The sequence below is a fragment of the Halarcobacter mediterraneus genome (genome assembly GCF_004116625.1).
Lineage (GTDB): Bacteria > Campylobacterota > Campylobacteria > Campylobacterales > Arcobacteraceae > Halarcobacter > Halarcobacter mediterraneus.
In genome coordinates, this window is the sequence record NZ_NXIE01000002.1 from 212067 (window position 1) to 237780 (window position 25714).

At 26.5% G+C, this 25714-nt stretch carries 25 protein-coding genes; 17 read left to right on the forward strand and 8 right to left on the reverse strand.

What is annotated here, in order from left to right; translation table 11 throughout:
* Position 1: 1 nt before the first annotated feature.
* The 4 genes from CP965_RS05245 to CP965_RS05260 all read left to right on the forward strand — a co-directional run bounded on the left by CP965_RS05245 (position 2) and on the right by CP965_RS05260 (position 4530).
* Positions 2–1129: a radical SAM/SPASM domain-containing protein gene (locus CP965_RS05245; protein ID WP_129061026.1), complete on the forward strand. Its 1128-nt coding sequence runs from the start codon at positions 2–4 to the stop codon at positions 1127–1129.
* Positions 1126–2220: a cytochrome D1 domain-containing protein gene (locus tag CP965_RS05250; RefSeq protein WP_129061027.1), complete on the forward strand. Its 1095-nt coding sequence runs from the start codon at positions 1126–1128 to the stop codon at positions 2218–2220. The genes CP965_RS05245 and CP965_RS05250 overlap by 4 nt, the downstream gene beginning before the upstream one ends.
* Before the next feature lie 2 nt (positions 2221–2222).
* Positions 2223–2960 (forward strand): uroporphyrinogen-III C-methyltransferase, encoded by a 738-nt coding sequence (gene cobA, locus CP965_RS05255; RefSeq protein ID WP_129061028.1) that lies wholly within the window; start codon positions 2223–2225, stop codon positions 2958–2960.
* 88 nt (positions 2961–3048) lie between these two features.
* Positions 3049–4530 (forward strand): hypothetical protein, encoded by a 1482-nt coding sequence (locus tag CP965_RS05260; RefSeq protein WP_129061029.1) that lies wholly within the window; start codon positions 3049–3051, stop codon positions 4528–4530.
* On the opposite strand, the gene CP965_RS05265 is transcribed toward CP965_RS05260, so the two are convergent.
* Positions 4527–5402 carry an AraC family transcriptional regulator gene (locus CP965_RS05265; RefSeq protein WP_129061030.1) on the reverse strand — a complete coding sequence of 292 codons (876 nt, stop codon included), beginning with the start codon at positions 5400–5402 and terminating at the stop codon, positions 4527–4529. The two genes, CP965_RS05260 and CP965_RS05265, sit on opposite strands and share 4 nt — an antisense overlap.
* 143 nt (positions 5403–5545) lie before the next feature.
* Between CP965_RS05265 and CP965_RS05270 the strand changes: the two genes are divergently transcribed.
* Positions 5546–6997, forward strand: a complete 1452-nt coding sequence (locus CP965_RS05270) for an acetyl-CoA carboxylase biotin carboxylase subunit (RefSeq protein ID WP_129061031.1) — start codon at positions 5546–5548, stop codon at positions 6995–6997.
* 1 nt (position 6998) lies between these two features.
* Entirely contained in the window at positions 6999–7631 is a 633-nt protein-coding gene (locus CP965_RS05275) for a carbonic anhydrase (RefSeq protein ID WP_129061032.1), read from the forward strand.
* Here the strand turns inward: CP965_RS05275 and CP965_RS05280 are convergent.
* The 3 genes from CP965_RS05280 to rpsO all read right to left on the reverse strand — a co-directional run bounded on the left by CP965_RS05280 (position 7626) and on the right by rpsO (position 9496).
* A complete protein-coding gene (locus tag CP965_RS05280; RefSeq protein ID WP_129061033.1) occupies positions 7626–8675 on the reverse strand; it encodes a DHH family phosphoesterase in 1050 nt (349 codons plus the stop codon). The genes CP965_RS05275 and CP965_RS05280 overlap by 6 nt on opposite strands.
* A complete protein-coding gene (locus CP965_RS05285; RefSeq protein WP_129061034.1) occupies positions 8672–9073 on the reverse strand; it encodes an RrF2 family transcriptional regulator in 402 nt (133 codons plus the stop codon). Before CP965_RS05285 ends, CP965_RS05280 begins: the two co-directional genes overlap by 4 nt.
* A 150-nt stretch (positions 9074–9223) precedes the next feature.
* Positions 9224–9496, reverse strand: a complete 273-nt coding sequence (gene rpsO / locus CP965_RS05290) for a 30S ribosomal protein S15 (RefSeq protein WP_129061035.1) — start codon at positions 9494–9496, stop codon at positions 9224–9226.
* 156 nt (positions 9497–9652) lie between these two features.
* On the opposite strand from rpsO, the gene CP965_RS05295 reads away from it, so the two are divergent.
* Complete coding sequence (locus CP965_RS05295) at positions 9653–10471, forward strand: hypothetical protein (protein WP_129061036.1); 819 nt, start codon at positions 9653–9655, stop codon at positions 10469–10471.
* 1 nt (position 10472) lies between these two features.
* Here the strand turns inward: CP965_RS05295 and moaA are convergent, their stop codons facing one another.
* The gene (gene moaA, locus CP965_RS05300) at positions 10473–11441 is read right to left on the reverse strand and encodes a GTP 3',8-cyclase MoaA (protein ID WP_129061037.1); all 969 of its coding nucleotides are present in this window, start codon (positions 11439–11441) and stop codon (positions 10473–10475) included.
* A 78-nt stretch (positions 11442–11519) separates the two neighbouring features.
* Positions 11520–12482 carry a glycosyl transferase gene (locus CP965_RS05305; protein WP_129061038.1) on the reverse strand — a complete coding sequence of 321 codons (963 nt, stop codon included), beginning with the start codon at positions 12480–12482 and terminating at the stop codon, positions 11520–11522.
* Between the two features lie 85 nt (positions 12483–12567).
* On the opposite strand from CP965_RS05305, the gene CP965_RS05310 reads away from it, so the two are divergent.
* Both CP965_RS05310 and CP965_RS05315 read left to right on the forward strand, forming a co-directional pair.
* Positions 12568–12939, forward strand: coding sequence for a hypothetical protein (locus tag CP965_RS05310; RefSeq protein ID WP_129061039.1), 372 nt, complete (start codon positions 12568–12570; stop codon positions 12937–12939).
* An 89-nt stretch (positions 12940–13028) separates the two neighbouring features.
* Positions 13029–15026, forward strand: coding sequence for an EAL domain-containing response regulator (locus CP965_RS05315; protein WP_129061040.1), 1998 nt, complete (start codon positions 13029–13031; stop codon positions 15024–15026).
* 14 nt (positions 15027–15040) lie between these two features.
* Here the strand turns inward: CP965_RS05315 and CP965_RS05320 are convergent, their stop codons facing one another.
* Both CP965_RS05320 and serS read right to left on the reverse strand, forming a co-directional pair.
* Positions 15041–16810, reverse strand: a complete 1770-nt coding sequence (locus CP965_RS05320; RefSeq protein ID WP_129061041.1) for an alkaline phosphatase D family protein — start codon at positions 16808–16810, stop codon at positions 15041–15043.
* An 83-nt stretch (positions 16811–16893) separates the two neighbouring features.
* Positions 16894–18132, reverse strand: a complete 1239-nt coding sequence (gene serS, locus CP965_RS05325) for a serine--tRNA ligase (RefSeq protein WP_129061042.1) — start codon at positions 18130–18132, stop codon at positions 16894–16896.
* 165 nt (positions 18133–18297) lie between these two features.
* Between serS and CP965_RS05330 the strand changes: the two genes are divergently transcribed.
* From CP965_RS05330 to CP965_RS05365, 8 genes are all read left to right on the forward strand, one after another.
* A complete protein-coding gene (locus tag CP965_RS05330; RefSeq protein WP_129061043.1) occupies positions 18298–18615 on the forward strand; it encodes a hypothetical protein in 318 nt (105 codons plus the stop codon).
* Positions 18616–18623: 8 nt separating this feature from the next.
* On the forward strand, positions 18624–20207 hold the full coding sequence (locus CP965_RS05335) for a PepSY-associated TM helix domain-containing protein (protein WP_129061044.1): 1584 nt from the start codon (positions 18624–18626) through the stop codon (positions 20205–20207).
* Between the two features lie 15 nt (positions 20208–20222).
* Positions 20223–20726: a hypothetical protein gene (locus tag CP965_RS05340; RefSeq protein WP_129061045.1), complete on the forward strand. Its 504-nt coding sequence runs from the start codon at positions 20223–20225 to the stop codon at positions 20724–20726.
* 9 nt (positions 20727–20735) lie between these two features.
* Positions 20736–21221: an RNA polymerase sigma factor gene (locus CP965_RS05345; protein ID WP_129061046.1), complete on the forward strand. Its 486-nt coding sequence runs from the start codon at positions 20736–20738 to the stop codon at positions 21219–21221.
* Entirely contained in the window at positions 21214–22200 is a 987-nt protein-coding gene (locus CP965_RS05350; RefSeq protein WP_129061047.1) for a FecR family protein, read from the forward strand. Before CP965_RS05345 ends, CP965_RS05350 begins: the two co-directional genes overlap by 8 nt.
* A gap of 63 nt (positions 22201–22263) precedes the next feature.
* A complete protein-coding gene (locus CP965_RS05355; protein WP_129061048.1) occupies positions 22264–22683 on the forward strand; it encodes a DoxX family protein in 420 nt (139 codons plus the stop codon).
* A gap of 193 nt (positions 22684–22876) precedes the next feature.
* Entirely contained in the window at positions 22877–25171 is a 2295-nt protein-coding gene (locus CP965_RS05360; protein ID WP_129061049.1) for a TonB-dependent receptor, read from the forward strand.
* A gap of 267 nt (positions 25172–25438) precedes the next feature.
* Positions 25439–25711 carry a TrbC/VirB2 family protein gene (locus CP965_RS05365; protein ID WP_129061050.1) on the forward strand — a complete coding sequence of 91 codons (273 nt, stop codon included), beginning with the start codon at positions 25439–25441 and terminating at the stop codon, positions 25709–25711.
* Positions 25712–25714 lie beyond the last annotated feature (3 nt).

Here is a 25714-nt window from a genome sequence, read left to right on the forward strand (position 1 = left end):
GATGTTCAGGCTATCAAACTTAATTAAATCAACTATTGAAGATGAAAAATCAAGAACAATCAATGGGTCAATTGCTATTTGGAACCTAACTAATAGATGTAACCTATCATGTTTACACTGTTATAGTAAAGCAGACCCAAAAGGAAAAGATATTTTAAGTCTTGAAGAGATAAAAGAAAATATTTTAAGATTAAAAGAGAGTAATGTAAATTTTGTAATCTTATCAGGGGGAGAACCTCTTTTACGCTCAGATATATTTGAAATCGCACAATATATGAGAGAAAAAGGGATTATTACTTACTTATCTACAAATGGAATGTATATAAAAGAAAATAATGTAAAACAAATAATTGACAATTTTAATTATATAGGAATATCTATTGATGGAATTGAAGAAATACATGATTTATTTAGAGGACAAAAAAATTCATACTCAAAAGCAATCAATGCTATAAAGCTTATTCAAAAAAATGCAGGGAAAGTAGGAATAAGATTTACAATAACAAAAGAAACAAAAAATAGCTTTTATCAAATGTTTGAATTATGCGAAAAATTAAATGTAAATAAATTATATATTTCTCATCTTGTTTATTCTGGACGAGGGAAAGAGAATCTTGATATTGACATATCAAAAGAAGAAAGAAGAGAATATGTCAACTATATAATTGATAAAGCCTTTGAATATTATGAAAAAGGTAAAGATATTGATATTGTTACAGGGAATATGGAAATGGATGCTATTTTACTACTAAAAAGATTTGAAGATAAGTATCCTCAAAAAGTTGCATTATTAAAAGAGAAATTAAAAAATTGGGGAGGTAACTCAGCGGGGAAAAGACTTTTAAATTTAGATTGGTTAGGGAATGTTAAACCTGATCCTTTTTTTCCTTTTTCAATAGGGAATTATTTTCAAACTCCCTTTAACAATATTTGGAACACAAATAATAATGAAATTCTCAATAAATTAAGAGAAGTACCAAGAAAGATAAAAGGAAAATGCCAAGAATGTATTTATTTAAATATTTGTAATGGAGGTTCAAGAGCAAGAGCATATGCAATAAGTGGTGACTTATGGGAAGAAGATCCCTCATGTTATTTAACATTAAATGAAATAAAGGAAAGAAAATGAAGCTTTTAAATATATTTATAGTATTTGTAATTGTAACAACTCTAGCTTATTCAAAAGAAAAGATTTTTGTTGTTGAAAGAGAAGATTCATCTTTAGCAGTAATCTACAATGGTTTAAAAAAATCAACTATTGAAAAAATGCATAATATGAATCATGGAGTAGTAAAATTTAAAGGCAAAGATGCCTATGCTATTTCAAGGGATGGATATGTTGTCAAATTTGACCCAATTTCTGAAAAAATATTAAAAGAATATAAAACTTCAGAATCTGCAATTGGATTTGTTATTGGGGAAAATTATGTTGCAGTTGCAAATTATGATGATAAAAGTGTTGATATTTTAACAAGAGATTTAAAACCAATTAAAAAAATTAAAACTGGTTCCAAAAATGTGGGTATTAAAATCTATAAAAACTATTTAATATTTTCACAAATGGATAAGGACACTATTTCAATATATAAAGATAAAAAAGAAGGTAAAACTTCTCCAGTTTTTGAAAAATATAAAGAGTTTACAAATGTAGGAAGTTTACCCTTTGATGCAATGATTAAAGATGAAAAATATATTGTTGGTTTTTTTACATCAAAACATTTTGGAGTAGTTGATTTAAAGACAAATACCTATAAAAAAGTTAAAATCTTTTTAGATAAAGATAAAAAAATGGTTTTAAAAGTACCGCACTTTGGTTTTTGGTCAATTGGAGGAGATAAAGTATTTATTCCTGCTGTGGGAGATAATAAAGTATTAGTTTATGATAATGAATATAAATTAATCAAAAATATAGAAACTAAAGGTTTACCAGTATTTACAAGTTTAAGTCCAGATAAAAAATATTTGGCAGTTACTTACTCAGGCAAAGACTTTCCAACTATTCAAATCATAGATACAAATAGTTTAAAAATCGTTCATACTTTTAACTTTGATGGGAAAGTTTTACATTTAAGATGGTCAAAAAAACAAAAAGAGTTATATGTATCTGTAAATGATACAAATAAAGTTTCAGTAATTGATACAGAAAAATGGTTTATACATAAAGATATTTTAAATGTAAAAAAACCTTCTGGAATTTTTATATATGAAGATGGAGAATAAAAATGGGAAAAGTTTATTTAACAGGTGCTGGTCCTGGAGATATTGATTTAATGACTGTAAAAGCTGTAAAAATAGTGAAAAAAGCTGATGTGATTATTTATGATAGATTAGCAAATCCTGAAATATTAGATATGGCATCTTCAGACTGTGAAAAAATATATGTGGGAAAAGAAGATGGGAAACACTGTAAATCACAAGATGAGATAAATGAGATTATTTATCAAGCAGCATTAAAATACAATATTATTGTAAGATTAAAAGGTGGTGACCCTTTTGTATTTGGAAGAGGAGGAGAAGAAGCCTTATATCTTAAAGAAAGATATATTGGTTTTGAAATAATTCCTGGAATAACTTCTGCAATTTCTGTTCCTGCATATGCAGGTATTCCAGTAACACATAGAGGAATCACAACTTCTTTTAGAGTAGTTACAGGACATGAAACACCTAAAAAAAAGACTTCTCAAATACAATGGGAATCTTTTTCAAGTGATGAAACAATTGTTTTTTTAATGGGTCTTCATAATATAGAACTAATCACTAAAAAACTTATTGAAGTAGGTAAAGAAAAAGATTACCCCTGTGCAGTGATTTCAAAGGGAACAACAAAAGAGCAAAAAACAGTTATTGGTACTCTTGAAAATATTGTAGAAAAATCTAAAGATATTAAAACTCCTGCAATAATAATTGTAGGAAAAGTAATAAATTTAAGAAAAGAGATTAAATGGTTTGATGAAATATAATTCACTATTAATTGCCGTAATACAAACAATATTATTTTATCTAATTTTAAGAAAGTTGTAATTATAATTATTATTTAAAGGATCATTTATGACTATATCAACTAATAATAACTTTTTTAACCAAATTACTTCTAATATTGCAAAAAAAAATATTACAAGTACAAATAATGACTCTTTTAAGATTTATAAAGAAAGTCAAACTGAAATTACGGCTTTTACTAAAAAGGTAGAAGATGACTTTTCAACTTATACAGCGAAAGAACTTAGTGAACTTTCTTATGAAGAGGTACAAGAAAATTATGAAGAAATAAAAAGAAGATTAGAATATAGCATAAAAAAAGCTCAAGATATTTTAAATTCAGATTCTTTCAAAAACTATCAAAAAGAACTTATACGAAATGGTGACTATGAGATAAGAGGTGGTTCAAAAGAACACCAAGTACGCATGGAAATAAATATAGAAGAGACTACAACACAAATTGTATCTCTTGGTTCAAAATATAATATAAGCAAACCTACTATTGAAAAAGCTTATGAAAATATAAATATAAAAGAATATAACGAATTGCAAGACTTACTAAGCTTTAATGATAAATTTAAAATTGTTAATTTTTTTGAAAATGATGAAATTAATAAAACTATTTATAATAATTATGAAGATAATAGCCAAGTTTATTATGAGCAACCACATATATCTGATCTTGATGGTGCAAACTTCGGATTTAATGCAGGAAGTGCTTATAATATACAAGGAACAGATTTAAAAGCTATTCTTCAATCAGTAAAAGATGCAAAAGAATTTATAGAGAGACATGGTGTAAAAACAGTTAAAAGTGATGGTAGTTTTAGCAATGGCTATTTAATAAATGGGGATGAAATATCTATTGCAGGAAAAAGATTTAGTATCTATGATGTAAATAAGAACATTAAAGAAGATAATGAATATAAAACTATAAAAGAGAAAGAATCAAGTACTAAAATAGAAGAAAAAATCATTGACTATAGTTTATATAATACAGCACAATTAAGAGAAATATCATTTGAAGAAGCTAAAGGGAACTACGATGAACTAAAAACAACTCTAGAAGACTTATTAAAAAATTCTAATAACCTTAATAAAGAAGATCAAGATAACCTTCTTGCTTTTAAAGCTCAGCTTGAAAAAGTAAACTATTCTGATAATGATAAGTTAAATGAAACTATATATAATAAATTAAGTGATATAGAAGATTCAAAAGTAGCTGTTTGGAGTGATTTAGTAATTACTGAAAATATTCAAAATATTCAAGATGGAAAGATTTCTTCTTTAATATTAAATGGTATTTCTTTTTCAAAAGATGAAATTGGAAAAACAAATAATATAAATGAAAAAAATAAAGAAGAAAAAAATAAAGAGAACACTACACAAATAGGAGAGAAACATATAAATATCGATTATATTATTAATACTGTTTCCTTAGCAGTTTCAAATACTCAAAATACACAAGATAAGCCTTATTCTAAAGAACACATAAAGATTTATTCTGATTTCATCTCACAATATAATCAGATTAAAGACTCAATATTTTAAAAGTTTATTGAGACATAAAAACTCATATTAAACTCATTATCTTCACTTAAAAAATTATTTTTATGATAAATAATATATGAAGGTTTTGTTGTTGTTTCATATTCACTATTGATTAACCACTTATGATAAACCCAATTTATAAATTTTAAAATATCTCCTTGGTGTCCTTGTAAATCAAATTTAGCATAGACACCACTAGAGATTTTAAACTTTGGAACCCTTTGAGACAAAATTTCACTCTTTTCTTCTGTCTCAATACAAGCAATATATTGACACTCATTTAAAGGTGTAATAACAGGATTATCATGAAGTAAAGCAATTTGTTTATAGTTTTTTATATCATTATTTAAAATAAGAGTTTGAAGTTTTTGCCAAGTTTGTTTGATATTTATATTATAACCTTTATTTCTAATATAATAAGCATCTATTTCTGGCATCTTAACAATACTTGGACTTAATTTTGAAAAGCTAGCTGTTGATTGCATCGCTTTAATAGATTGCTTCATTATCTCCTTAGAATAGTCTTTATATCCACCTTTTCTCCAATCTTTGGGAGACATATTAAATCTTTTTGAAAAAGCCTTAATAAATGAGGAATGAGAACTATAACCACATAAGTTTGCAATATTGGATATTGTTGAATATTTATTTGTTAATAATAAGTTAGCTGCTTTTTGCAATCTAATAGATTTTATGCTTTCATATATATTTTTCCCAAAGGCTTCTTTAAAAATTCTATGCATATGAAACTTACTAATATCTAAATCATAACTTAACTCTTCTAAATCAATATGAGTATCGATATGAGTGTATATATAGTACATTATATCATTTGCAATTTTTAATCTTTTTTCTAAAGTATTTTTTTTCATAATTGTAGTTTATCAAATTTAGAATAAATTTTAAGCACAAATAGACAATTTATTAAACATTATAAGACAAAATAAGAAGCAAAAAAGATAAAGAATTTTTCTTTTTATAATCATACAATAAAAGAAAAACTTAAAGGTTTAAAATGGAAAAGATATCAAAAGTATTAATTGCAAATAGAGGTGAAATCGCTCTTAGAATTATTAGAGCTTGTAAAGAACTTGAAATTACAAGTGTTGCAATATTTTCTGAAGTAGATGTTGAAGGTTTATGGGTAAGAAAAGCTGATGAATGTTATCCAATAATGGGAGATGTAATAAAAGCTTATTTAGATTATGAAGTAATAATCTCAATTGCAAAAAAAGCAAACTGTGATGCAATTCATCCAGGATATGGATTTTTAAGTGAAAATGCAGATTTTGCAAAAGCTTGTGAAGAAAATGGCTTAATATTTATTGGTCCAAAACCTGATCATATTGCATTATTTGGCGATAAAATGGCTTCAAAAGTTGCTATGAAGAAAGTTGGTGTTCCAGTACTTGAAGGAACAGATGAACCAATTGAAGATAAAAAAGAAGCTAAAAAAATTGCTGCTGAAATTGGCTTTCCTGTAATCATTAAAGCTGCCTTTGGAGGTGGTGGAAGAGGAATGAGAATTGTAAGAGCTCAAAAAGAGTTTGATTCTATGTTTGATAGTGCAACAAATGAAGCTCTTAAATTCTTTGGTAATGGACAAGTATTTATTGAAAAATATGTTGAAAATCCTAGACATATTGAAGTTCAAATTATTGCAGATAAATATGGGAATGTAATTCATTTAGGTGAAAGAGATTGTTCAATCCAAAGAAGACACCAAAAAGTAATTGAAATTTCTCCCTCTCCAAGATTAAGTCAAGATGTAAGAAAAGAGTTATACAGAATCTCTACAAAAGCAATGTTTAAATTAGGATATGAAAGTGTAGGAACAGTAGAATTTTTAGTTGATGAAGCTGATAATATTTATTTTATTGAAATGAATACAAGGGTTCAAGTAGAACACCCTGTAACAGAAATAACAAGTGGTATTGATATTATTCAAAGAATGATTGAAATTGCAGCTGGGGATAAAATGAAATATATGCAAGAAGAGATTAATTTTAGAGGATATGCAATAGAATTTAGAATAAATGCAGAAAATCCTCAAAAAAACTTTATGCCTTCTTCTGGAACAATTGAAAAATATTTAACACCTAATGGACCTGGGGTAAGACTTGATTCAGCTGCTTATACAGGATATAAAGTTCCTGCAAATTATGATTCTATGATTGGTAAACTTATTGTTTGGGCATTAGACTGGGATGGTACAGTAAGAAAAGCAAGAAGAGCTCTTGATGAATTTGTATTAGAAGGTTTTCCTACAAATATTGAACTACATAGGGAAATAGTAAGAGATGAAGATTTTAAAGAAGGAAATCTAACAACTAGTTATTTAGATAAAAAAATGGATTTATTTACATTAAGTGCTAAAGACCATATTCAAGAAGAAGAAAAAAGAATTTCTAAGATTATGCAATTTATAAAAAATATTAAATCAAAGAATGTGAAAGTGAGAAACTAAAATGACAATTGAAGATTTAAAAGAAGGAAATCAACTCTTTAGAAATACAAAATTCAAAGATTATAAAAACGACTTTGAAACTCTTGTTGAAAAAGGTCAAAGTCCAGAAATACTATTTATAGGATGTAGTGATAGTAGAGTAGTTCCAGACTTAATAATTTCTTCAAAACCAGGGGATATGTTTATTGTAAGAAATGTGGGGAACTTCGTTCCTCCTTACAAAGATGACAATGATTACCATGGTACTACTGCAGCAATTGAGTTTGCCCTTAGTGTACTAAATGTTAAACATATTATTATTTGTGGACACTCAAACTGTGGAGCATGTAGATCTTTGTATTTAGATTTAGAAAATGACAAAACACTAATTCATATGAAAAAATGGCTTCAACTAGGTATGAAAGCAAAAGAAGAAGTACTAAAAAAACTCAATTTTAAAACACAAGAAGAAGAAATTTATACACTTACAGAAAAAACTTCTGTTATATATCAACTTGAAAATCTTCTAACTTTTCCAGAAGTAAAGAAAAGAATAAAAGAAGGAGATCTAAGTATTCATGGTTGGTATTATAAAATAGAAGATGGAACTATAGAGTGTTATAATAAAGAGAAAAAAGAGTTTGAAAGTTTATGATAAACTATCTAGTTTATTTTGAATAAACTTTTTAACCTCAGCATAATCTATAGTCTCTTTAAAATCATCAAATTTACAACCACTAGCATTTACATGACCACCACCATTTGCTAGTTTCTGAGCAATAAGGGAAACATCAACTTTCCCATCTGCTCTAAATGAAGTATTTCCTTTTTTACTAATATCAATAAAAAAATCATACTCTTTGTTTGCTACTAAAAAAGCATTTGCTGGAATTGAAATTGAACCTAATGTATAAGTTAGAATACCTTTGTGACCTTTATATGTTACTGTTAATTTTTCTTTTAATTCTTCAATTGAAGAAACTAAATATTTTGCAGCTAAATTGTCTATAGTATCATCTTTACCATTTTGTTTTAAATACTCTTTTTTTATACTATGAATGCTATTATCCAATAAGATATTTCCATTTTCTTTATCTAAAAACTTTGAAGCTTCTTTTAATAAATATAATCTAAAATCTCTATTTAAATCTGCAAAAAGAACATTATTTATTTCTCTTACTCTACTAATCATAGTTAATAAAACTTTTCCAAATTCAAAATTTTTTACTTCATTATCAAGCCAAATATCAATTGCATTTACACTATCAATTAAAGGTTTTAACCATTTTGTAGTTTCCTCATCAAAACCTTTATGCTTTTGCAAAATATATTCATAAGTAATTTTTGCAGCACATTTACTAACATCTAAAAAGTACCAATCATATTTTTGAGCACTTTTTTCTCCTGTAGCATGATGATCTAAAAGTTGAAGTTCTATCTTATAACCATTATTGTTTAATTCTTCAATACTCCTATTTAAATCTTTTGCTTCTTGTAAAGTAAGATTTAAATCTGTAACTAGAAAAAGTACTTCTTCATTCTCATAAGATTGAATTGTTTCTAAAATCTTTTTCAAAGATAGCTTTACTTCTAAACCATAATTCGCATTATAAAAAAAACCTTCTTTAAAATACTCTTTTGTAATTAGTTGACAAGAAAAACCATCTAAATCAGTATGAGATAAATGAAAAAGCTTCATGTAGCTATATCCTTTAATGTAAGACTTCCTAAAAAGTCATTTATTTTTCCTTGTAGATTATTTAGTAAAGGCCAAACGCTACAGGCATTTGCAATATCTTGTGGACATGATGTAATAGAAGGTGAACACTCAAATACTGAAGGTATTTTTTCTTCAGCTACTGTTGTAATTTCTAAAATTGTAATTTCATCATAAGGTTTTTTTAGAACAAATCCACCATTAACACCTCTTTGAGAAAGTACAATATCATTTTTTGCAAGATTTTGCATAATTTTAGCTAAAAAAGATTTTGGAATATTTAACTCTCTTGACAAAACATCAACATTTTTAGGACTATCACTCTTAGCAATAGAAATTAAAGAAAGTAAAGCATATTCGCTCTTTTTTGTAAGTAACATCATTATTCCTAATAATTTTTCTAACTATTCTACAAGAAGATTTATTAATTTTTATTATTATTATAAATTAGTTTCTATCTTTATGTTTAATTCAAAAAAAAAGGTTGCAAGGAAAGCTTGCAACCTTTTTTAATCTTGATAAGCTTTTAATTACTTAGCTCTAATTCCTAACTCTGCAACTAAAGAAGTAAATCTTGCATAATCAGTTTTCTTTAAATATGCAAGAAGTCTTTTTCTTTTTCCAACCATTTTTAAAAGACCTAATCTTGATGAGTGATCTTGTTTATTTGATTTTAAATGCTCTGTTAAAACTCTAACTTGCTCTGTTAATAGTGCAATTTGTACTTCTGCTGAACCTGTATCGTTGTCTTCTCTTCTGAACTTTGCAATAATCTGTGCTTTTACGTCCTGATCTAAAGCCATAATAACCTCCTGATAGGTATATAAATAATCTCACTTAACTAAAGTGGAAAAAGATTTTATCTAAGTTAATATTAATATACCTTTAAGAAAACCTTATTATTAGTTATATTTAATATAAGTAAACTATAATGTTTAAATTAAAAGCAAAGGAAACGAATGCAGAAAAGATTTATTTTAAATAAAGCCTACTCTTACAAACTTTTTATGTTGATTGCATTTTTTTTATTTTCATCTGTTATGTATCAAGGTCATATACAAATAGGAGAAATATATTCTATTTTATTTTTTATCTCTTTAGCACTTTGTGCTTTCCAAATTGCTTCTATTATTTATGTCACTTTTATAAAAAGAATTATAGAAATAAAAATTGATGAATCTACTATTTTATGGGAAGTATCCGATAATAATAAAGTTAATAAAAAGCAAATTATTAAACTAACTGATATTGAAAATATCAAAACAGAAATAAACTATTTATTTGGAAATGTTTATTCTTCTTTTCAAGTAGTATTTCAATTAAAAGATAAAAGTGAAAGAATTCTTACTGATGGTATTACTTATGATTTTGGCTTAAAAAAAGCAGAAGAAGTATGTAAGTTTCTTCTTGATAATAATTTAGGAGATAAGCAAGATATAAAATTTTCAAGATTAATCAAAGAATTAAATATAGATACAAATAAAAATCAAAAATTCACAAAAAAAGAAAATGAGCATTATTATACTGGAATCATTTCAGATAATAAAAAAGAATTTTTATCTTTAAGAATTCAAATTGAAACCTTATATGATAAATATAAAATTGTAGAAAAAAATATCAATAATGAATACTTAGTAAAAAATGAAGAAAATAAAGACTCATATATTCATTTAAAATCAAATGTATTAGGTCTTTTTATAGACTTTTATAAGGTTAAAAGAAAAGAAGAGTTTAAAACCTTGGAAGAAATGGGGAAAAGAAAAAAAATAGGATTTTAAATTATCCCCCTGTTTCGTAAAATGCTCTGGTTGAAGTCTCATTAGAATCTTCGCTAGACCATTTATTTTTTTCTGGTTTATTAGCAAGAACCTCTTTTAAAATAGCTGCTGCTTTTTTAATATTACCTTCTTTTATAGCTTCTTTTATACTTTTTGAATCTTCATAATATAAACAGGGAATTAAAACACCGCTTGCTGTAAGTCTTATTCTATTACAGGTTGAACAAAAATCATCTTTATGGGGTTCTATAATTCCAAAAACATAACCATCATCTAATTTATAATTTTGAGAAGGAGAAGAACCTTCTCTTTCTTGCTTTTGAAAACTATATGATTTTCTTATAAGTTCTTGTATCTCTTCACTATTTAAACCTTTTGCAGTATTTTTAGCATGAGAGTTTTCCATATATTCTATAAATCTTATAGGAAAACCTTTTTCTTTGCAAAAGTTTAGAATATCTACTAATTCAGTATCATTTATCCCTTTCATTGGGACACAGTTTATTTTTATCTTTAAACCAACTTTATGAGCAGTTTCAATTCCTTTTAAAACTTTTTTTAAAACATTTTTTTGAGCTATTTTAGCGGCAACATCTTCTTTTAGAGAATCTAGAGATATATTTATTCTTCTTAAACCTGCATCTTTAAGTTTCCCTGCAGCGTGTTCTAGTAAAAAACCATTTGTAGTTAAAGCTAAATCAATATCATTTTTATATGAAGAAATCATCTCAACAAAGTTTTCTAAACCTTCTCTTAATAAAGGTTCGCCACCTGTTATTCTAACCTTTTTAATTCCTTCATCAATACCAACTTTAATAAACTCAAATAATTCTTCATATGTTAATAATTCTTCTTTTGGAACCCAAGAAAAAGGTTTTTCAGGCATACAGTATTGGCATCTAAAGTTACATCTTTCTGTAACTGAAACCCTTAAATAATCTACTGTTCTACCATGCCCATCTATTAACATTTACACTCCATTTAAGTCAAAATTTCGTTAGCATATTATATTAAGACTTAAATTTGACAAATAGTTTCTTACTAATTATTAAGAAAATAAGTTTTTAAAGAAACTTAAAAAACCTTTTTTATCTTCATTAAGCATATTATATGCTTCATTTATTGAGTCAACTCTTTTTGCTGCATATAATAATATTGCTACATTTAATTTTGCAAGTTTAATAGTTTCTTTATCAGGATTTTTAACAAAATCTAAAGCCTGTTCTAAAGTTAAATTCTCAAATTTCTTATTATAATTTATCCCAAGGTTTTTTAAATTCACACCTTTATCTTCAAGTTTTCCATTTTCCTCAATCCAATATTTAAAATTAGAAAAAACCTCTGGAGTTCCTTCATTTCCTTTCAAAACAAAGAAATTCTTATATTTATTTGAAAAAAGTTTTGTATATTTTTCTACATATGGTCTATGAAAAGCAGATGTTATTGCATATTTTGAATTTGCAGGATTTAAAAGTTTCTCAGTTGTATTAAAAATTGTTCTCATATATAATTTTTTTCTTAAAGCCGTTAAATCAGATAACTCTTTAAAATAATTCTTTCTATCATAAAAGTGTATATTATCTTCTAAGTCTACATTTGTAGCAATATCTTTTACAGTAACACCCTCTTTTGCAGGTTGTAAATAATCTCCACTAATAACTATATCTAAAGGTTTAATATGATTATTCTTTTCAAAAAACTCTTTTAGTATTTTTCCATATAAAGGAAATAAATAAGGTTGTTTTGTTTTCCCATCATAAGAAAAACCTAATTCAATTGATTCTGGAATATTTTCTCTTCTAATATACTTTTCAAAAGATTCCAAACATGCTTCAATCTCTTCATCACTCTCTAATTTCACCCTTAAAAGCATCAAAAAAGCTGCAGCTTGTTCACTTTCACACTTTTGTTCTAAAATTCCTTGAATAGCTTCAATAGTCTCTTCTTTTGTCAAATTTCTATTAGACTTTGGTCCTGTTCCAACTGCTTTAATATATTTAAAAAAATTCATAAAAAATCCTATCTTTTTTCGTATTTTAACACAAATTATTCAATAACTTATAAAAATTTTACTTAATTTATGTAAAATGATTCTTATGAAAATATTTTTAATATCTATACTACTTTTAAACATATCTTTTGCCACTAATATTAGAAGTGCTTTTGCAATTGGCATTTTTGATGAAGATGGAAATGGGGAAAATATACAACATATTAGAAAAACAAAGAAAAACTATAATGGTACTTGTTTTTCAAAAGTTTTTGTAAATGGAAATTATGGAAGTAATACCCCAATGGTAAAAATAGGAAACTCAATTGGACACTTACAATCTACTAAATCAATTTATAATAAATATAAAATAAAAACAGGTGAAGTTTTATTATTTAAACATTATGGTGTAAAAAGTGGATATATAAAAGTATGGATACTAGATAAGCTCTATGATTCAAGAGTTTTTATTAAATAATTATTTTTTATCTACAAAAGTATAAATCTAATTCTAATTTTTATTATTATTTTTGTACAATATCAATCACATTAAAAAAAAGAGTAGTTATGATAAATAAATTTAATTTGGAAGAATTAAAAAATAAAGCTCAAAAAATAAAACTTCTCTATGCAGAAGATGATCCTGCTATTATGAAAAGTATTGTTGGCTTATTAGAATCCATATTTAAAAAACAAAATATAATAACCGCAAAAGATGGGCAAGAAGCTTTAGAAAAGTTTCAAGAAGAAGGAAATATTGATTTAATCATAACTGATATAAATATGCCCAAAATGACTGGTATAAACCTAATAGAAGAAATTAGAAAATTTAATATTGATATTCCTACTATAATCATTTCAGCGTATGACAATAAAAACTTAATAAATGATGCAATAAGAGCAGGAATAGATGGTTTTATCTTTAAACCTTTAGAAATAGAACAATTCTATCAAACCCTAAAGAAAGTAATTGAAAAATGTAATCTTATAAAAGAAAATAAAAAGAATCTAATCATTTTAAAACAGTATCAAGATATTACAAACAAAAGTGCAATCATTTCAAAAACTGACCCAAGAGGTGTTATTACCTTTGTAAATGAAAACTTTTGTGAAATATCAGGATATACAGAAGAGGAATTAGTTGGAAACAATCATAGTATTGTAAGACATCCAGATAATCCAAAAGAGTTATTTACTGAACTTTGGCAAACAATAAGAGTTGAAAAAAGACCTTGGACAGGAATTATTAAAAATCTTTCAAAAGATGGGAAAAGTTATTTTGTAAAATCTACTATAAAACCTATACTTGACCATAATGGAGAAATTATTGAATATATGGCATTAAGAGATAATGTAACCCAAATAATGAGTGAAAGAAGACAATTAATTGCAAGTTTAGAGTCTTGTAACAAAGTTTTTCTAGCCTTAATTCAAATAGAAAACTTCGATATTCTAGATAAATTCTATGATAATAAAAGTATTGAAAAGATTGAAGAAATTTATGGAGATACGATTATAGGATTATTACCAAAAGAAGCTCAAATCTTTGAAAAGATTTATAAATTAGGAGATGGTCTTTTTGCTCTTAGCTGTGATTATTCAAGACTAGAAAAGATTAATAAACCAATAAACAATCTTCTTAGTGAATTAATAATAAATACAAAACAAGAAACCATTAGATTTGAAAATATTGAATATGATATTTCAATTATTGCAAGTTATTGTATTGGAGAAAAGAATATCTATGAAAATGCTAAGTATGGCATTGAAAAAGCTATAGAATCAAATATAAGCTTGCTTTTCGCAAACAATCTTGTAGAAGAAGCACAAAAAACAGCCCAAAGAAATATTGAAACAATTCATATGGTAAAAAAAGCCCTTGATAACTATAAAATTGTCTCTTTTTTCCAACCAATTGTTGAAAATAAAACTCAAAAAATCATAAAATATGAATCTTTAGTAAGACTTATAAATGAAGAAGGAGAAACAATTTCTCCTTTTTTCTTTCTTGATGTTTCTAAAAAAGGTGCTTATTATACAAAAATTACAAATAGAGTAATTGAAAGTTCTTTTAATGTCCTTGAACACATAAAACATAATGTTAGCATTAACTTATCTGTTTTGGATATAGAAAATAATAGTATTAGAAAAAAAATTATTGAACTTATTAGCAAAGAAAAATATAAAGGTAGAATTACCTTTGAACTTTTAGAAGATGAAAATATTAAAGACTTTACTACTATTAAAAATTTTATTTCACAAGTTAAAGAAATAGGTAATGTAAAAATTGCTATAGATGATTTTGGAAGTGGATACTCAAACTTTGAAAGATTATTAGAATATACTCCAGATATACTAAAAATTGATGGTTCATTAATTAAAAATATTGAGACAGACACTTTTAGTAGAAATTTAGTAGAAACCATAGTAAGTTTTGCAAAAAAACAAAATATTGAAACCGTTGCGGAATATGTAGAAAATGAAAATATATATAAAATCTTAAAAGAAATGGGAGTTGATTACTCACAAGGTTATTATTTTGGAAAGCCTGAAAAAATAATATAAGAGTAAAACTACTCTTATACTATTTTATTTGTATTAACTAAAGTTTTTAAAGATACTTGTCTTGATGCATCTAAACTATAATTAGTAGAAGCATAATTATCCAAATAATACCAATTTGTAGTAGCTTCATCCTCTGTGAAAGTTACAGTCATAAATCCTCTTTGATTTAAGTTTGTATATTTTAAATCATCTATTAAAAAAGAAATTGCATTTTCAAAAGCTTTTGCAGAATCCATAGAAGTTAAACCTGCATAATCTTCCATCCCTGGTGAAGATACAGAAGTAACTGCATATTCTACACCCACACTATTTCCATTAGAATCTTTTAATTCATTTGCCCAAGAATTATGAGTGTCTCCTGATAAAACAATAAGATTTTTCCCTAAAGACAAAGAAGTGCCTAAAAGAACTTCTCTTTCATAAAAATACCCATCCCAAGCATCTAAGTTATATGGTAATGTAGTATTAAGCCTTAAAGCTTCTTCTTCACTTACTGTTGAACCTCCTGATAAAATCCTTGTTTTTATTGAAACAAGTTCCGAAACTTGTTCATTTAACTGAGTTAATAAAGCAAGTTTTTGTTCATCTGTTAAATCATTTTCTAACTGAGAAATAGATGTTAGTAATTCTGCTGGTAAAAACATTCTTCCCATTAGTACTTGTTGACCTAAAACCTGCCAAGTTGAAGCTGATGTGCTTAATTTATTTTGTAACCATAATAATTGCTCATTTCCTAACATTGTTCTACTTGAATCAAGTAAATCTGAAGAAAAACTTACAGAATCAAAATTTGCACTTTTATCAAAATAGTTTGAATAGTTTAATTGTTTATCTCTACTTAATACTCTAGTATCAAGCATATATAAACTTACTAAATCTCCAAACTCAAAATTTCTATAGATAATCTCATTATTATCTTCTTCATAAGCTCTAATAGGTAACCATTCAAAATAAGCTTTTAAAGCTGCCATTTTTCTTGTTTGAAAATCTCCTTCTGTATCATTATTATGATTCTGGGCTCCATCTTTATAAGTATCATTTGCTATTTCATGGTCATCCCAAACAGTTATAAATGGTACTTTCTTATGTAGAGCTTGTAAGCCTTCATCTGTTCTATATAAAGCATATCTTTTTCTATAATCCTCTATGGTTAAAAGCTCTGTGTCATTATCACTAGGCAAAGCTCTACCTATTTCAACAGCATTTTTAGTAGCATAAGCAGGAGTAAGTCCATCAGCTTCAAACATTCCATATTCATATATATAATCACCTAAATGTAAAACAACATCTAAATCTTGTATTTTTGAAGCTTCCATATATGCATTAAAATATCCATTTGGATAGTTAGAACATGAAAATACCGCCATTTTTACTTGACTAGGATTAGATGAAATAGTTTTTGTTTTTCCTATAACTGAAACTTTATCATTTGCTTTAAATCTATAATAATATTCTTTATCAGATTCTAAGTTTTGTAAGTCTATTTTGACAGTATAATCATTGTCTTTTTTAGCTTTTGCATCACCTGAATGAATCAAAGTAGAAAAGTCTTCAAATTTTGAGACTTCATAAGAAAGACTTAATTCATTTAAATTATTTTCAGGAGTAAGTCTAGTCCAGATTATTACACTATCTTCAGTAGGATCTCCACTAGCAACCCCATGCAAGAAATCAACATTTGTTGAATTTGAATTACTACCACAGGCACTTAACCCAGTAGAAACAACTATAGAATAAAAACTTAATGCAGATATTTTAAGAAAGTCTCTTCTTGTAAATTTCATATTAACTCACCTTTTTTAATTTGGCGAATTATAATACTAGAGTATTACATATGAATTACAAGAAAAGTTTTATATATATTAGATTACATATATTTTTTAAGAACTTCAGGAATTGCTACTGTTCCATCTTCTTGTTGATAGTTTTCCATAATTGCAAGTAAAGTCCTTCCAACTGCTAAACTTGAACCATTTAATGTATGAGCTAAAATATTTTTCTTCCCATCTTTATATCTGATTTTTGCACGTCTTGCTTGGAACTCTCTTGTATTTGAAATAGAAGAGATTTCTCTATATTTATTTTGACCAGGAAGCCAAACTTCTAAGTCAATAGTTACAGCTGCACTAAAACCTAAATCACCAGTACATAATTGCACCTTTTGATGAGCCAGACCTAAAGAAGTTAATAAATCACTTGCACAAGAAACCATTTTTTCAAATACTTCTTCTGACTCTTCTTGTTTTGTAATAGCAACCATTTCAACTTTATCAAATTGGTGTTGTCTAATTAATCCTCTTGTATCACGTCCCGCACTTCCTGCTTCTTTTCTAAAACAAGGAGTATAAGAAGTTAACATTAAAGGTAACTCTTCTGCTGGAACAATTTCATCATTGTAAAGGTTTGTTAATGACACCTCAGCAGTAGGAATTAAATATAAATCTTCCCCTTCAATTTTAAATAAATCATCTTCAAATTTTGGAAGTTGACCTGTTCCTTGAAGTGTATTAGAGTTTGCCATAAATGGAACATACCACTCTTCAAAACCTCTTTGTCTATTAAAATCAAGCATATAATTTATAAGTGCTCTTTCAAGTCTTGCACCCTGCCCTTTAATAGCAGAGAATCTTGATTTAGCTAGTTTTACACCTCTTTCAAAGTCTAACCAACCGTTATCTAAATCCCAGTGCTCTTTTGGTTCAAAATCAAAAGTTGGTTTCTCTCCAATAGTTTCTAATACAACATTCTCTTCTTCATCTGCACCATCTGGAACATTTGCATCTGGAAGATTTGGAACACCAAGTGCAATAGAAGTAAGTTTTTCTTCTAAAACTCTAACTTCTTCTTCCATTTCTTGCTTTTGTGCTTTTAACTCATTAATATTAGCTTGTAAAGGAGCAATATCAAGTCCCTCTTTTTTGTATCTTCCAAACTCTTTTGATAATTTATTTTGCTCGGCTGTAACATTTTCCATCTCTTGTCTTTTTACTTTAGCTTCTTCTGAAATGGCTTTTAAGTTGTCTAAAACCTCTTGCTCAACACCTTTTCTTTCAAGTGAATTTGCAATATTTTCAAAATCTTTTTGTAGTAGTCTTACATCAATCATAATTATTCTTTCTTATCGTGATTTTTCGAGATTATATCAAATTTTTTACAGATTTAGCTAAATCGGATTTTTAATCCTGCTTGTCATGTAGCACTTTTGATTAAGTCTTAATTTACTATTCAATGATTATAATTCTCAAAATTGTCAATAAAAAAGGGGAGATTTGTGAAAGAAAAACTTTATTTAGTTTATAAAGAATTATCTATTCCTGAAACAAGTGGAAAGAAAATAGGACTTTTTAGAACACTTTGTTCTATCTTTGGAGGTTTATTTGTTTCTTATTTAGGAATGACTTTATTAATATATATAATTCCTGGAAAACCAGGAGAGTCTATAGTTGTACCTTTATTGCTAAACACTTTTGTTTGGGCAGCAACTGCTTTATGGATAAGTATTTCTCCAACAAAATGGAGTGCTCTTTTAAAATCAGTCATCCCTTCTTTTATTTTTATAGTTCTGATAGCAATTTTATATAATTTATAAGGTTTAAAATGAGTTTAGAATTAACACAAAAAGAGACAAGTAAACTATTTAAACAAAGATTACAAAGAGTACATGTAGCTGTAGGAATAAGCTTTTCTATTTTGATGTATTTAGCTGTATTTTTTGGAATTTTTGCTATTTTACTTCCATATATACAAGTTTGGGAAAAACCTTCAAGGCATTATCAAATCCCCGATGTTACAAAGATAGATTACTCTTCTATGATAGACCCAGTTCTTGCTGACCCTGAATATCCAAAAATAAACCCTATTTCAATTACACTTCCTGGATATATGGAAGATCCTGCACTTAGAATTTGGACACAATTTACTGAGACAAAAGTATTTAATCCAAATACAACTAAAGAAGTTAAAAATGAAGATGAAGCCTCTCAATTAGCAAGATTTTTAAACCATATGCACTATGGTAGACCTTTTAAAACCTTAGGTTACATTATCTTTGGTTTTGTAGCAGTTGCAGGTATGTTTTTAGTAATAGGTGGTTTAATTCAAGTTCTTATAATAAAATACAAAGATAAAGGTAAAAACGCTGCTAGCAAATTTTCTAAATGGCATCGTAAAATATTTACTTGGCTTTTTGCTCCTTTTATTATCATTACTCTTACGGGAGCTTTGATGAATATAGGATATTCAGGATCTGCACCTATGACATTTTTAGCTTCAAAAGGACAAACTCATGAACTTTGGGCTATTTCAGGTCCCGTTCTTTTTCCTCCTGAACCAAGAATAGAAAAGAAAAATGATACAGTTACTATGCTTACTATGAATGAATTATTAAAAAAAGCAAAAGAAGTAAATCCAAATATTGATTATCAAAGAATAAAACTTACAAACTGGGGTGATTCTTCTGCTATTGCAAAAGTTGAAGGCTATAATCCATATATGCCTTTTTTAAATGGTATTTCAAATAAACCAAGTGTAACATTAAGTGGTGTTGATGGAAAAGTCATAACACAACAAAAGGTTCTAGATAAACATTGGAGCGGAATCTTTTATGATAGTATGATGTTTCTTCATTTACTTTTTGGAGTAGATACTTTCACAAGATTGTTTATAGCTACTATTATGACAATATGTGCTTTTGCATTAGGTTTAGGGGTATTACTTTGGTTAGAAAAAAAAGCTAGAAAATTTCCTCTTAATATTCCTGTTTATAATGGTTATAGTAAATTTTGTCTTTCTGGAATGATTGGAATAATTCCTGCAACTGGATTGTTATTTTTCTTACAATGGTTACTTCCCTTTGATATGGAAAATAGATTTTTAATCCAAAAAGGATTATTCGCTATTTTTTGGATAGGAACTTTAACTTGGGCTTTTTATAGAATAAACTCTTATCAAGCTGCTAAAGAATTCTTGTACATAGGAGCACTATTTTTTGTATTGAGTCCTTTTATTCACTTTTATAATAGTGGTTTTAATCCTTATGAACTTTATACTCAAAATATGACAACTATTTTAAGTGTTGATATTGGATTATTTATTTTTGGGGCTTTACTTTATTTTGTAGCTAAAAAGCTTCCAAGCCAAAGAAAAACTGTTCAAGAATTTTGGGCAAATAAACTTAAATAAAAAAGGAAAAATAAAATGAAGAAGATATTTGTAGTAATAAGTACTTTATTTGTAATAACAACACTTTATGCACATACTTTACTTATGAATGTAATGAATAATGAAGATAATACAATTACTGTTATTGGAGAATTTAGTACAGGAGAAAAAGCAGCTGGAGCACTAGTAAGATTAGAATCATTAGTTTCTGGAGAAATCTTATTTAAACAAAGACTTCCTGTAGAAAGTGAGTTAACTATTGATATACCAAAAGAACCTTATCAAGTTGTTCTTGATGGTGGGCCTGGACATACTATAGTAAAAGAAGGAATAGAACCCCTTGAAGGTTTTGCAAAAGAAGTGAAAGAAAAAGCTAAATCAAATAGTGAAAAACTATCAAAAGCTGAAAACTTTAATAATGAATGGAGTTTAACTACAATTATTTTATTTACTATTTGTATTGTTTTACTTTTATTAGCTTTATATTTTAGTTCAAGAAATACTAATAAAATATTAAATGAGATTAGACAAAAAAACTAATTAAATTAAATGTTGCATTTTTATGAAGAATTAAAATCTTATATTCAAAAAAACGTAAAAAATAAAGAAGATGCAATAGAAATAGTTCAAGAAACCTATACAAAAGCCCTTGAGTTTGAATCAAAAAGTATTATAAAAAATAAAAGGGCTTTATTGTATAAAATTGCAAAAAATATTATTATAGATAACGCCAGAAAAGAAAAAAACTATCAAAATGTCCTATATGAAGAAGAAAATCATTCAATTCCAAAAGAAGAACAACCTGAAGAATTGATTTTTGATTCAATACAAAAAGACTTATTAAAAGAAGCTGTAGAAAAACTTCCTGCAAAAAATAAACAAGCCTTTGTTTTACACTTTATAAAAGGATACACTAAACAACAAATAGCACAAATAATGGGGATAAGTCTAAATGCAGCTCAAAAACACATAAGAAGAGCTACAGAAAAAATCAAAGAATATCTATCTTTGTATGATTGGGATATAAATGAATAAACAAGAAAAAATAGAAGAACAAGCAGTAAATTGGTATAACTGTAATAAAGAAGGTTTAACACCTAAACAAAAAAAAGATTTTAATAACTGGCTAAATGAAAATACAGAACATAAAAAAGCATATGATAGTTTAAATAAACTACAAACACTTTACAACTCTTTAGAGGATGAATATTTAGAAGAACTTGCAGATGAAGCTATAAAAGGAGCAAAAAAAACAAAGATATTAGAACAAATTAAATCTTATACTATTGCTGCAAGTTTTTTTATAATAATATTTACAGGACTTTTCCAAAGCTATAATTATTATCTTCAACCTAGCTATATAAACTCTTTAGTTACACATATTGAAACTATCAAAGAGTTTAAACTACCAGATAATACAAAATTAGCCCTTGATGCAAAGACAAAAATAAATATAAAATATTTTCATAATACTAGAAAAATAAAACTTTTATATGGAAAAGTATTTTTTGAAGTAGAAAAAGATAAAAATAGACCTTTTAATATAATCTCAAATAAAACTCATATTCAAGTAGTTGGAACTTCCTTTGAAGTAGAAAATCAAGAAAATAAAACAACAATAAAAGTAAAAGAAGGTATTGTAAAAATTTCAAAAATAAATGACTTTGAGAACTTGCAAACAATCACTTTATTAAAAAAAGGACAAGAACTTACTTTAAATAAATCTAGTAAAGTCCTTAATAAATCAACTATAGATATAAATAATATAGCTTTATGGAAAAATAACAAACTATTCTTTGATAATAAATCGCTAAAAGAAGCTGTAAAAGAGTTTTCAAAGTATACAAGAAATAAAATTACTATTGAAAGTAAAGACATAATAAACTTTCCTATCACAGGTCATTTTAATACAAATGAAATAGATAAATTTTTACTAGCATTAAAAACTATCTATCCAATAAAAATAAGAAAAGAAAAAAATATAATTTATATAAATAAAAAAATATTAGATTAATAATTATTATCACTTAAAGTTTATTATAGTATTATTTCAAAAATTTTATTTAGGAGTTAGATAATGAAATCTATAGAAAACTTTTTAGCAAGAGTTTTATGTGAAGATATTGGTAAGTTAATACTTAGACTTAATTTAGGTTTTTTAATGCTTTTTCACGGATATAAAAAATATGTAAATGGTATTGAGGGAATTAAAGGCTTAGTAACAAAAGCAGGTCTTCCTGAATTTCTTGCTTATGGAGTTTATTTAGGTGAAATTGCTATTCCTATTTTACTAATAATAGGACTGTATACTAGAATAAGTAGTTTAATTTATGCTTTAACTATGTTTTTTGCAATTTATTTAGCTCATTCTAGTCATATATTTGCAATAAATGAAAGATCAGGTGCCTTAGCTATTGAAACACCTCTTTTATTCTTACTTGGAGCTGTTACATTAATGTTCATTGGTTCAGGAAGAATCGCTTTAGATAGAAAATAATACTATAATCTAAGGTTTTAGTAATAAGCTAAAACCTTAGATAACTTTCTTTATATTTTATAGTCTTTTTAATAAATTCTAAAATTTCTTTATTTTTTTTAAAAATTTTTGTCCTCTTTTTCTAAGTTTTACGTCTTCATATATGAAGATTATATAAATAATACTCACAATCAATACTAATTAAGGAGATAAAATGAATCTATTAAAGAAATCTTTAATAGCACCAACACTGGCGGTTTTATTGTATTCAAACCTATATGCAAAGGAATCATATACTGTAGAATCAATGAGTTTAAAAGAGGCTATTGAGAACATATCGAAAAAAGTAAATATACCTTATATGGTAAATAGTAATTTAATAAAAGGTAAAACCTCACAAAAAATAGAAAATATAAGTGGGGTAAAAAATGCTTTAGATAAGGTTTTAGAAAATAGTGGATTGGAAGCTACTATTATAGATGGAACTATTATTATAAAAAAGAAAAAGTTAAAAGAAAAAAATACTATTTTAAATAATAGTATTCATAAATTTGATGATATTATGGTAACAGGAGAACTTCAAGAAAGAAACTTACAAAATACCCATTCAAGTGTCTCTGTAATATTAGGAGAAAAACTAGATACATCAATGGATCAAGATTTATCAGATGTCCTTGAAAAAGTAGCAGGTATCAATGGAGTAGGAAGTGATTTAAATTTTGCTATTAGAGGAATGAAAGATAGTGGAGTTGTGGGAGAAGGTCAGACTATATCTTATCAAGTTGATGGAACATATATCCCATCAAGTAGAGCTTTATGGGGAAGTTCTATTACAAGTACTTGGGATTTAGAACAAATTGAAGTTTTAAGAGGACCACAGTCAACGCAACAAGGACAAAATGCTATGGCTGGGGCTATAAATGTTAGAACAAAAGATCCTATTTTTGAAGAAGAGTATAAATTTAGAGCAGATTATGCTTCTTTCAACGAGAAAAAATTAGCAACAGCTATAAATATTCCTTTGAATGAAAACTGGGCATTTAGATTAGCTGGAGAATATGCTTCAAATGATGGAGATATAAAGCATATAACTACAGGTGAAGATGTAGGTAAAGGGGAAACAAAATATCTTAGGGGAAAACTAAGATATGCCAATGATAACTTAGATATGATATTGACTATTGCAGATAACTATAGAGAAGTTCCTGAAAAAAATATTGATATAAATGAATATCCACATAGAAGAGTAGTTAGCAAAGATTACAAAATGGAAGTAGATTCAAATACTTATAATCTTAATATAAATTATGATTTTGATGATAAATGGAGTATTAAATCAAATAGTTCATATTTAGATAGTGAATATACTACAAAGTCAGATGGATTTATTAGAGGAGTGGATGATGAAGTTCTATCTGAAGAATTAAAAGTACTTTATACTGAAGATAAATTAAGACTTGTTGTTGGTTCTTATTATAGTTTACATAAAGAAAAAGATTCATCTAAGCTTTCAGGAATGGAACTTACAAGATTTGGATATCCAGGAGTTTTTATGAATTCTACTGGGGAAGGAAATGATGAAACTACAAATTATGCACTTTTTACAGAACTAGAATATGAATTAAATAATAAATGGACAGTTATTGCAGGTCTTAGATATGATAAAGAGAAACAAGTATATGATAGTTTTTCAACAACTACTGTTACACCTTATGACCCTGTTGGTTTTGCAAGTAGTAGTACAGAAGATAAAGATTCAAAATATGATGCATTATTACCAAAGCTAGGACTTATATACACTATAAAAGAAGATATAACTACAGGTTTTACTATACAAAAAGGATATAGAGCAGGAGGAAGTGCAATTAATTCTTTAGGGCAGGAGTATGAATTTGATCCAGAATATACTACAAATTATGAGTTGTCATTTAGGTCATTACTTTTAGATAAAACACTTAAATTTAATACAAATATTTTTTATACAAAATATGAAGATATGCAAATATCATTAGTAGGTCCAAGTGGGAGTATATATGATAGTTATATTACAAATGGAGGAAAATCTTCAATATATGGAGCAGAAATTGAAACAGATTATGATGTAAATGAATCTTTAAATCTATTTTTTAATTTAGCATATGCAAAAACACAATTTGATGAATATAATGAAGGTGGAGTTGATTATAAAGGAAAAGAGTTCCTAAATGCTCCAAAATGGACTGGTTCTATAGGAGGTTCATATAAATTTAATAGAAATATTATGATGAATTTATATGGGACATATACAAGTCATAGTTATGCCACTTTAGATAATACTGAAGAAACAAAATCTGATTCGGCTTTTATAACAAATACAAGTATCACTTATAAATCAGATGATAATTGGTCTGCAAAATTATATGTAAGAAATCTTTTTGATAAAGAATATATAACATATAGAGGTCTTTATGATGTATCCCAAGCATCTGACCCAAGAGTAGTAGGTATTAGTTTTAACTATCAATTCTAAAAATAAAGAGACATTCGTCTCTTTATAAAACCTTAAAATATAGCTACTAATACATTACATTTAAACCAACTCTTATTTTTATATAAAGATTTTAATACTTAATATTTTAGTATAATATATGACTTAAAAGATATCAAAATAATTTTTTTTTAAATTCAATGTTACTTTTCTAAACAAATAAATTTAAATGTTACTTATAATTTATAATTTTATTTAATATTATATAAATATTTATATAATAATAAAATTATTTTAAAAGGAGTTTAAATGAGAGAAAAGTCTCAGTTTTTAGTTTTGGTATTATTTTTAATTTTACCTAGTTTGGTTTTTGGTAGTGGTATTGAAAAAGCTAATACCTTAATGGATAATGTATATACAGCAATGCACGCAATAGCAATTATTACGGTAACAGTTTGTATTATGTGGGTTGGATATAAAATCTTATTTGGTGGAAGAGCATTACAAGAATTTGGTGGTGTAATCTTAGGAGCTATTTGTATTGCTAGTGCTGCTGAAATAGCTGCATTTTTAATAAGTTAAAAA

Coding starts and splice junctions, on each gene's coding strand:
- CP965_RS05285 (WP_129061034.1), bottom strand. CDS start 9,073: ATGTTACTTACAAAAAAGAGCGAATATGCTTTACTTTCTTTAATTTCT.
- CP965_RS05320 (WP_129061041.1), bottom strand. CDS start 16,810: ATGAAATTTACAAGAAGAGACTTTCTTAAAATATCTGCATTAAGTTTT.
- CP965_RS05280 (WP_129061033.1), bottom strand. CDS start 8,675: ATGAAGCTTTTTCATTTATCTCATACTGATTTAGATGGTTTTTCTTGT.
- CP965_RS05250 (WP_129061027.1), top strand. CDS start 1,126: ATGAAGCTTTTAAATATATTTATAGTATTTGTAATTGTAACAACTCTA.
- CP965_RS05355 (WP_129061048.1), top strand. CDS start 22,264: ATGAAATCTATAGAAAACTTTTTAGCAAGAGTTTTATGTGAAGATATT.
- serS (WP_129061042.1), bottom strand. CDS start 18,132: ATGATTGATGTAAGACTACTACAAAAAGATTTTGAAAATATTGCAAAT.
- CP965_RS05365 (WP_129061050.1), top strand. CDS start 25,439: ATGAGAGAAAAGTCTCAGTTTTTAGTTTTGGTATTATTTTTAATTTTA.
- moaA (WP_129061037.1), bottom strand. CDS start 11,441: ATGTTAATAGATGGGCATGGTAGAACAGTAGATTATTTAAGGGTTTCA.
- CP965_RS05270 (WP_129061031.1), top strand. CDS start 5,546: ATGGAAAAGATATCAAAAGTATTAATTGCAAATAGAGGTGAAATCGCT.
- CP965_RS05315 (WP_129061040.1), top strand. CDS start 13,029: ATGATAAATAAATTTAATTTGGAAGAATTAAAAAATAAAGCTCAAAAA.
- cobA (WP_129061028.1), top strand. CDS start 2,223: ATGGGAAAAGTTTATTTAACAGGTGCTGGTCCTGGAGATATTGATTTA.
- CP965_RS05335 (WP_129061044.1), top strand. CDS start 18,624: ATGAGTTTAGAATTAACACAAAAAGAGACAAGTAAACTATTTAAACAA.
- CP965_RS05310 (WP_129061039.1), top strand. CDS start 12,568: ATGAAAATATTTTTAATATCTATACTACTTTTAAACATATCTTTTGCC.
- CP965_RS05265 (WP_129061030.1), bottom strand. CDS start 5,402: ATGAAAAAAAATACTTTAGAAAAAAGATTAAAAATTGCAAATGATATA.
- CP965_RS05340 (WP_129061045.1), top strand. CDS start 20,223: ATGAAGAAGATATTTGTAGTAATAAGTACTTTATTTGTAATAACAACA.
- CP965_RS05360 (WP_129061049.1), top strand. CDS start 22,877: ATGAATCTATTAAAGAAATCTTTAATAGCACCAACACTGGCGGTTTTA.
- CP965_RS05295 (WP_129061036.1), top strand. CDS start 9,653: ATGCAGAAAAGATTTATTTTAAATAAAGCCTACTCTTACAAACTTTTT.
- CP965_RS05305 (WP_129061038.1), bottom strand. CDS start 12,482: ATGAATTTTTTTAAATATATTAAAGCAGTTGGAACAGGACCAAAGTCT.
- CP965_RS05245 (WP_129061026.1), top strand. CDS start 2: ATGTTCAGGCTATCAAACTTAATTAAATCAACTATTGAAGATGAAAAA.
- rpsO (WP_129061035.1), bottom strand. CDS start 9,496: ATGGCTTTAGATCAGGACGTAAAAGCACAGATTATTGCAAAGTTCAGA.
- CP965_RS05275 (WP_129061032.1), top strand. CDS start 6,999: ATGACAATTGAAGATTTAAAAGAAGGAAATCAACTCTTTAGAAATACA.
- CP965_RS05350 (WP_129061047.1), top strand. CDS start 21,214: ATGAATAAACAAGAAAAAATAGAAGAACAAGCAGTAAATTGGTATAAC.
- CP965_RS05260 (WP_129061029.1), top strand. CDS start 3,049: ATGACTATATCAACTAATAATAACTTTTTTAACCAAATTACTTCTAAT.
- CP965_RS05345 (WP_129061046.1), top strand. CDS start 20,736: ATGTTGCATTTTTATGAAGAATTAAAATCTTATATTCAAAAAAACGTA.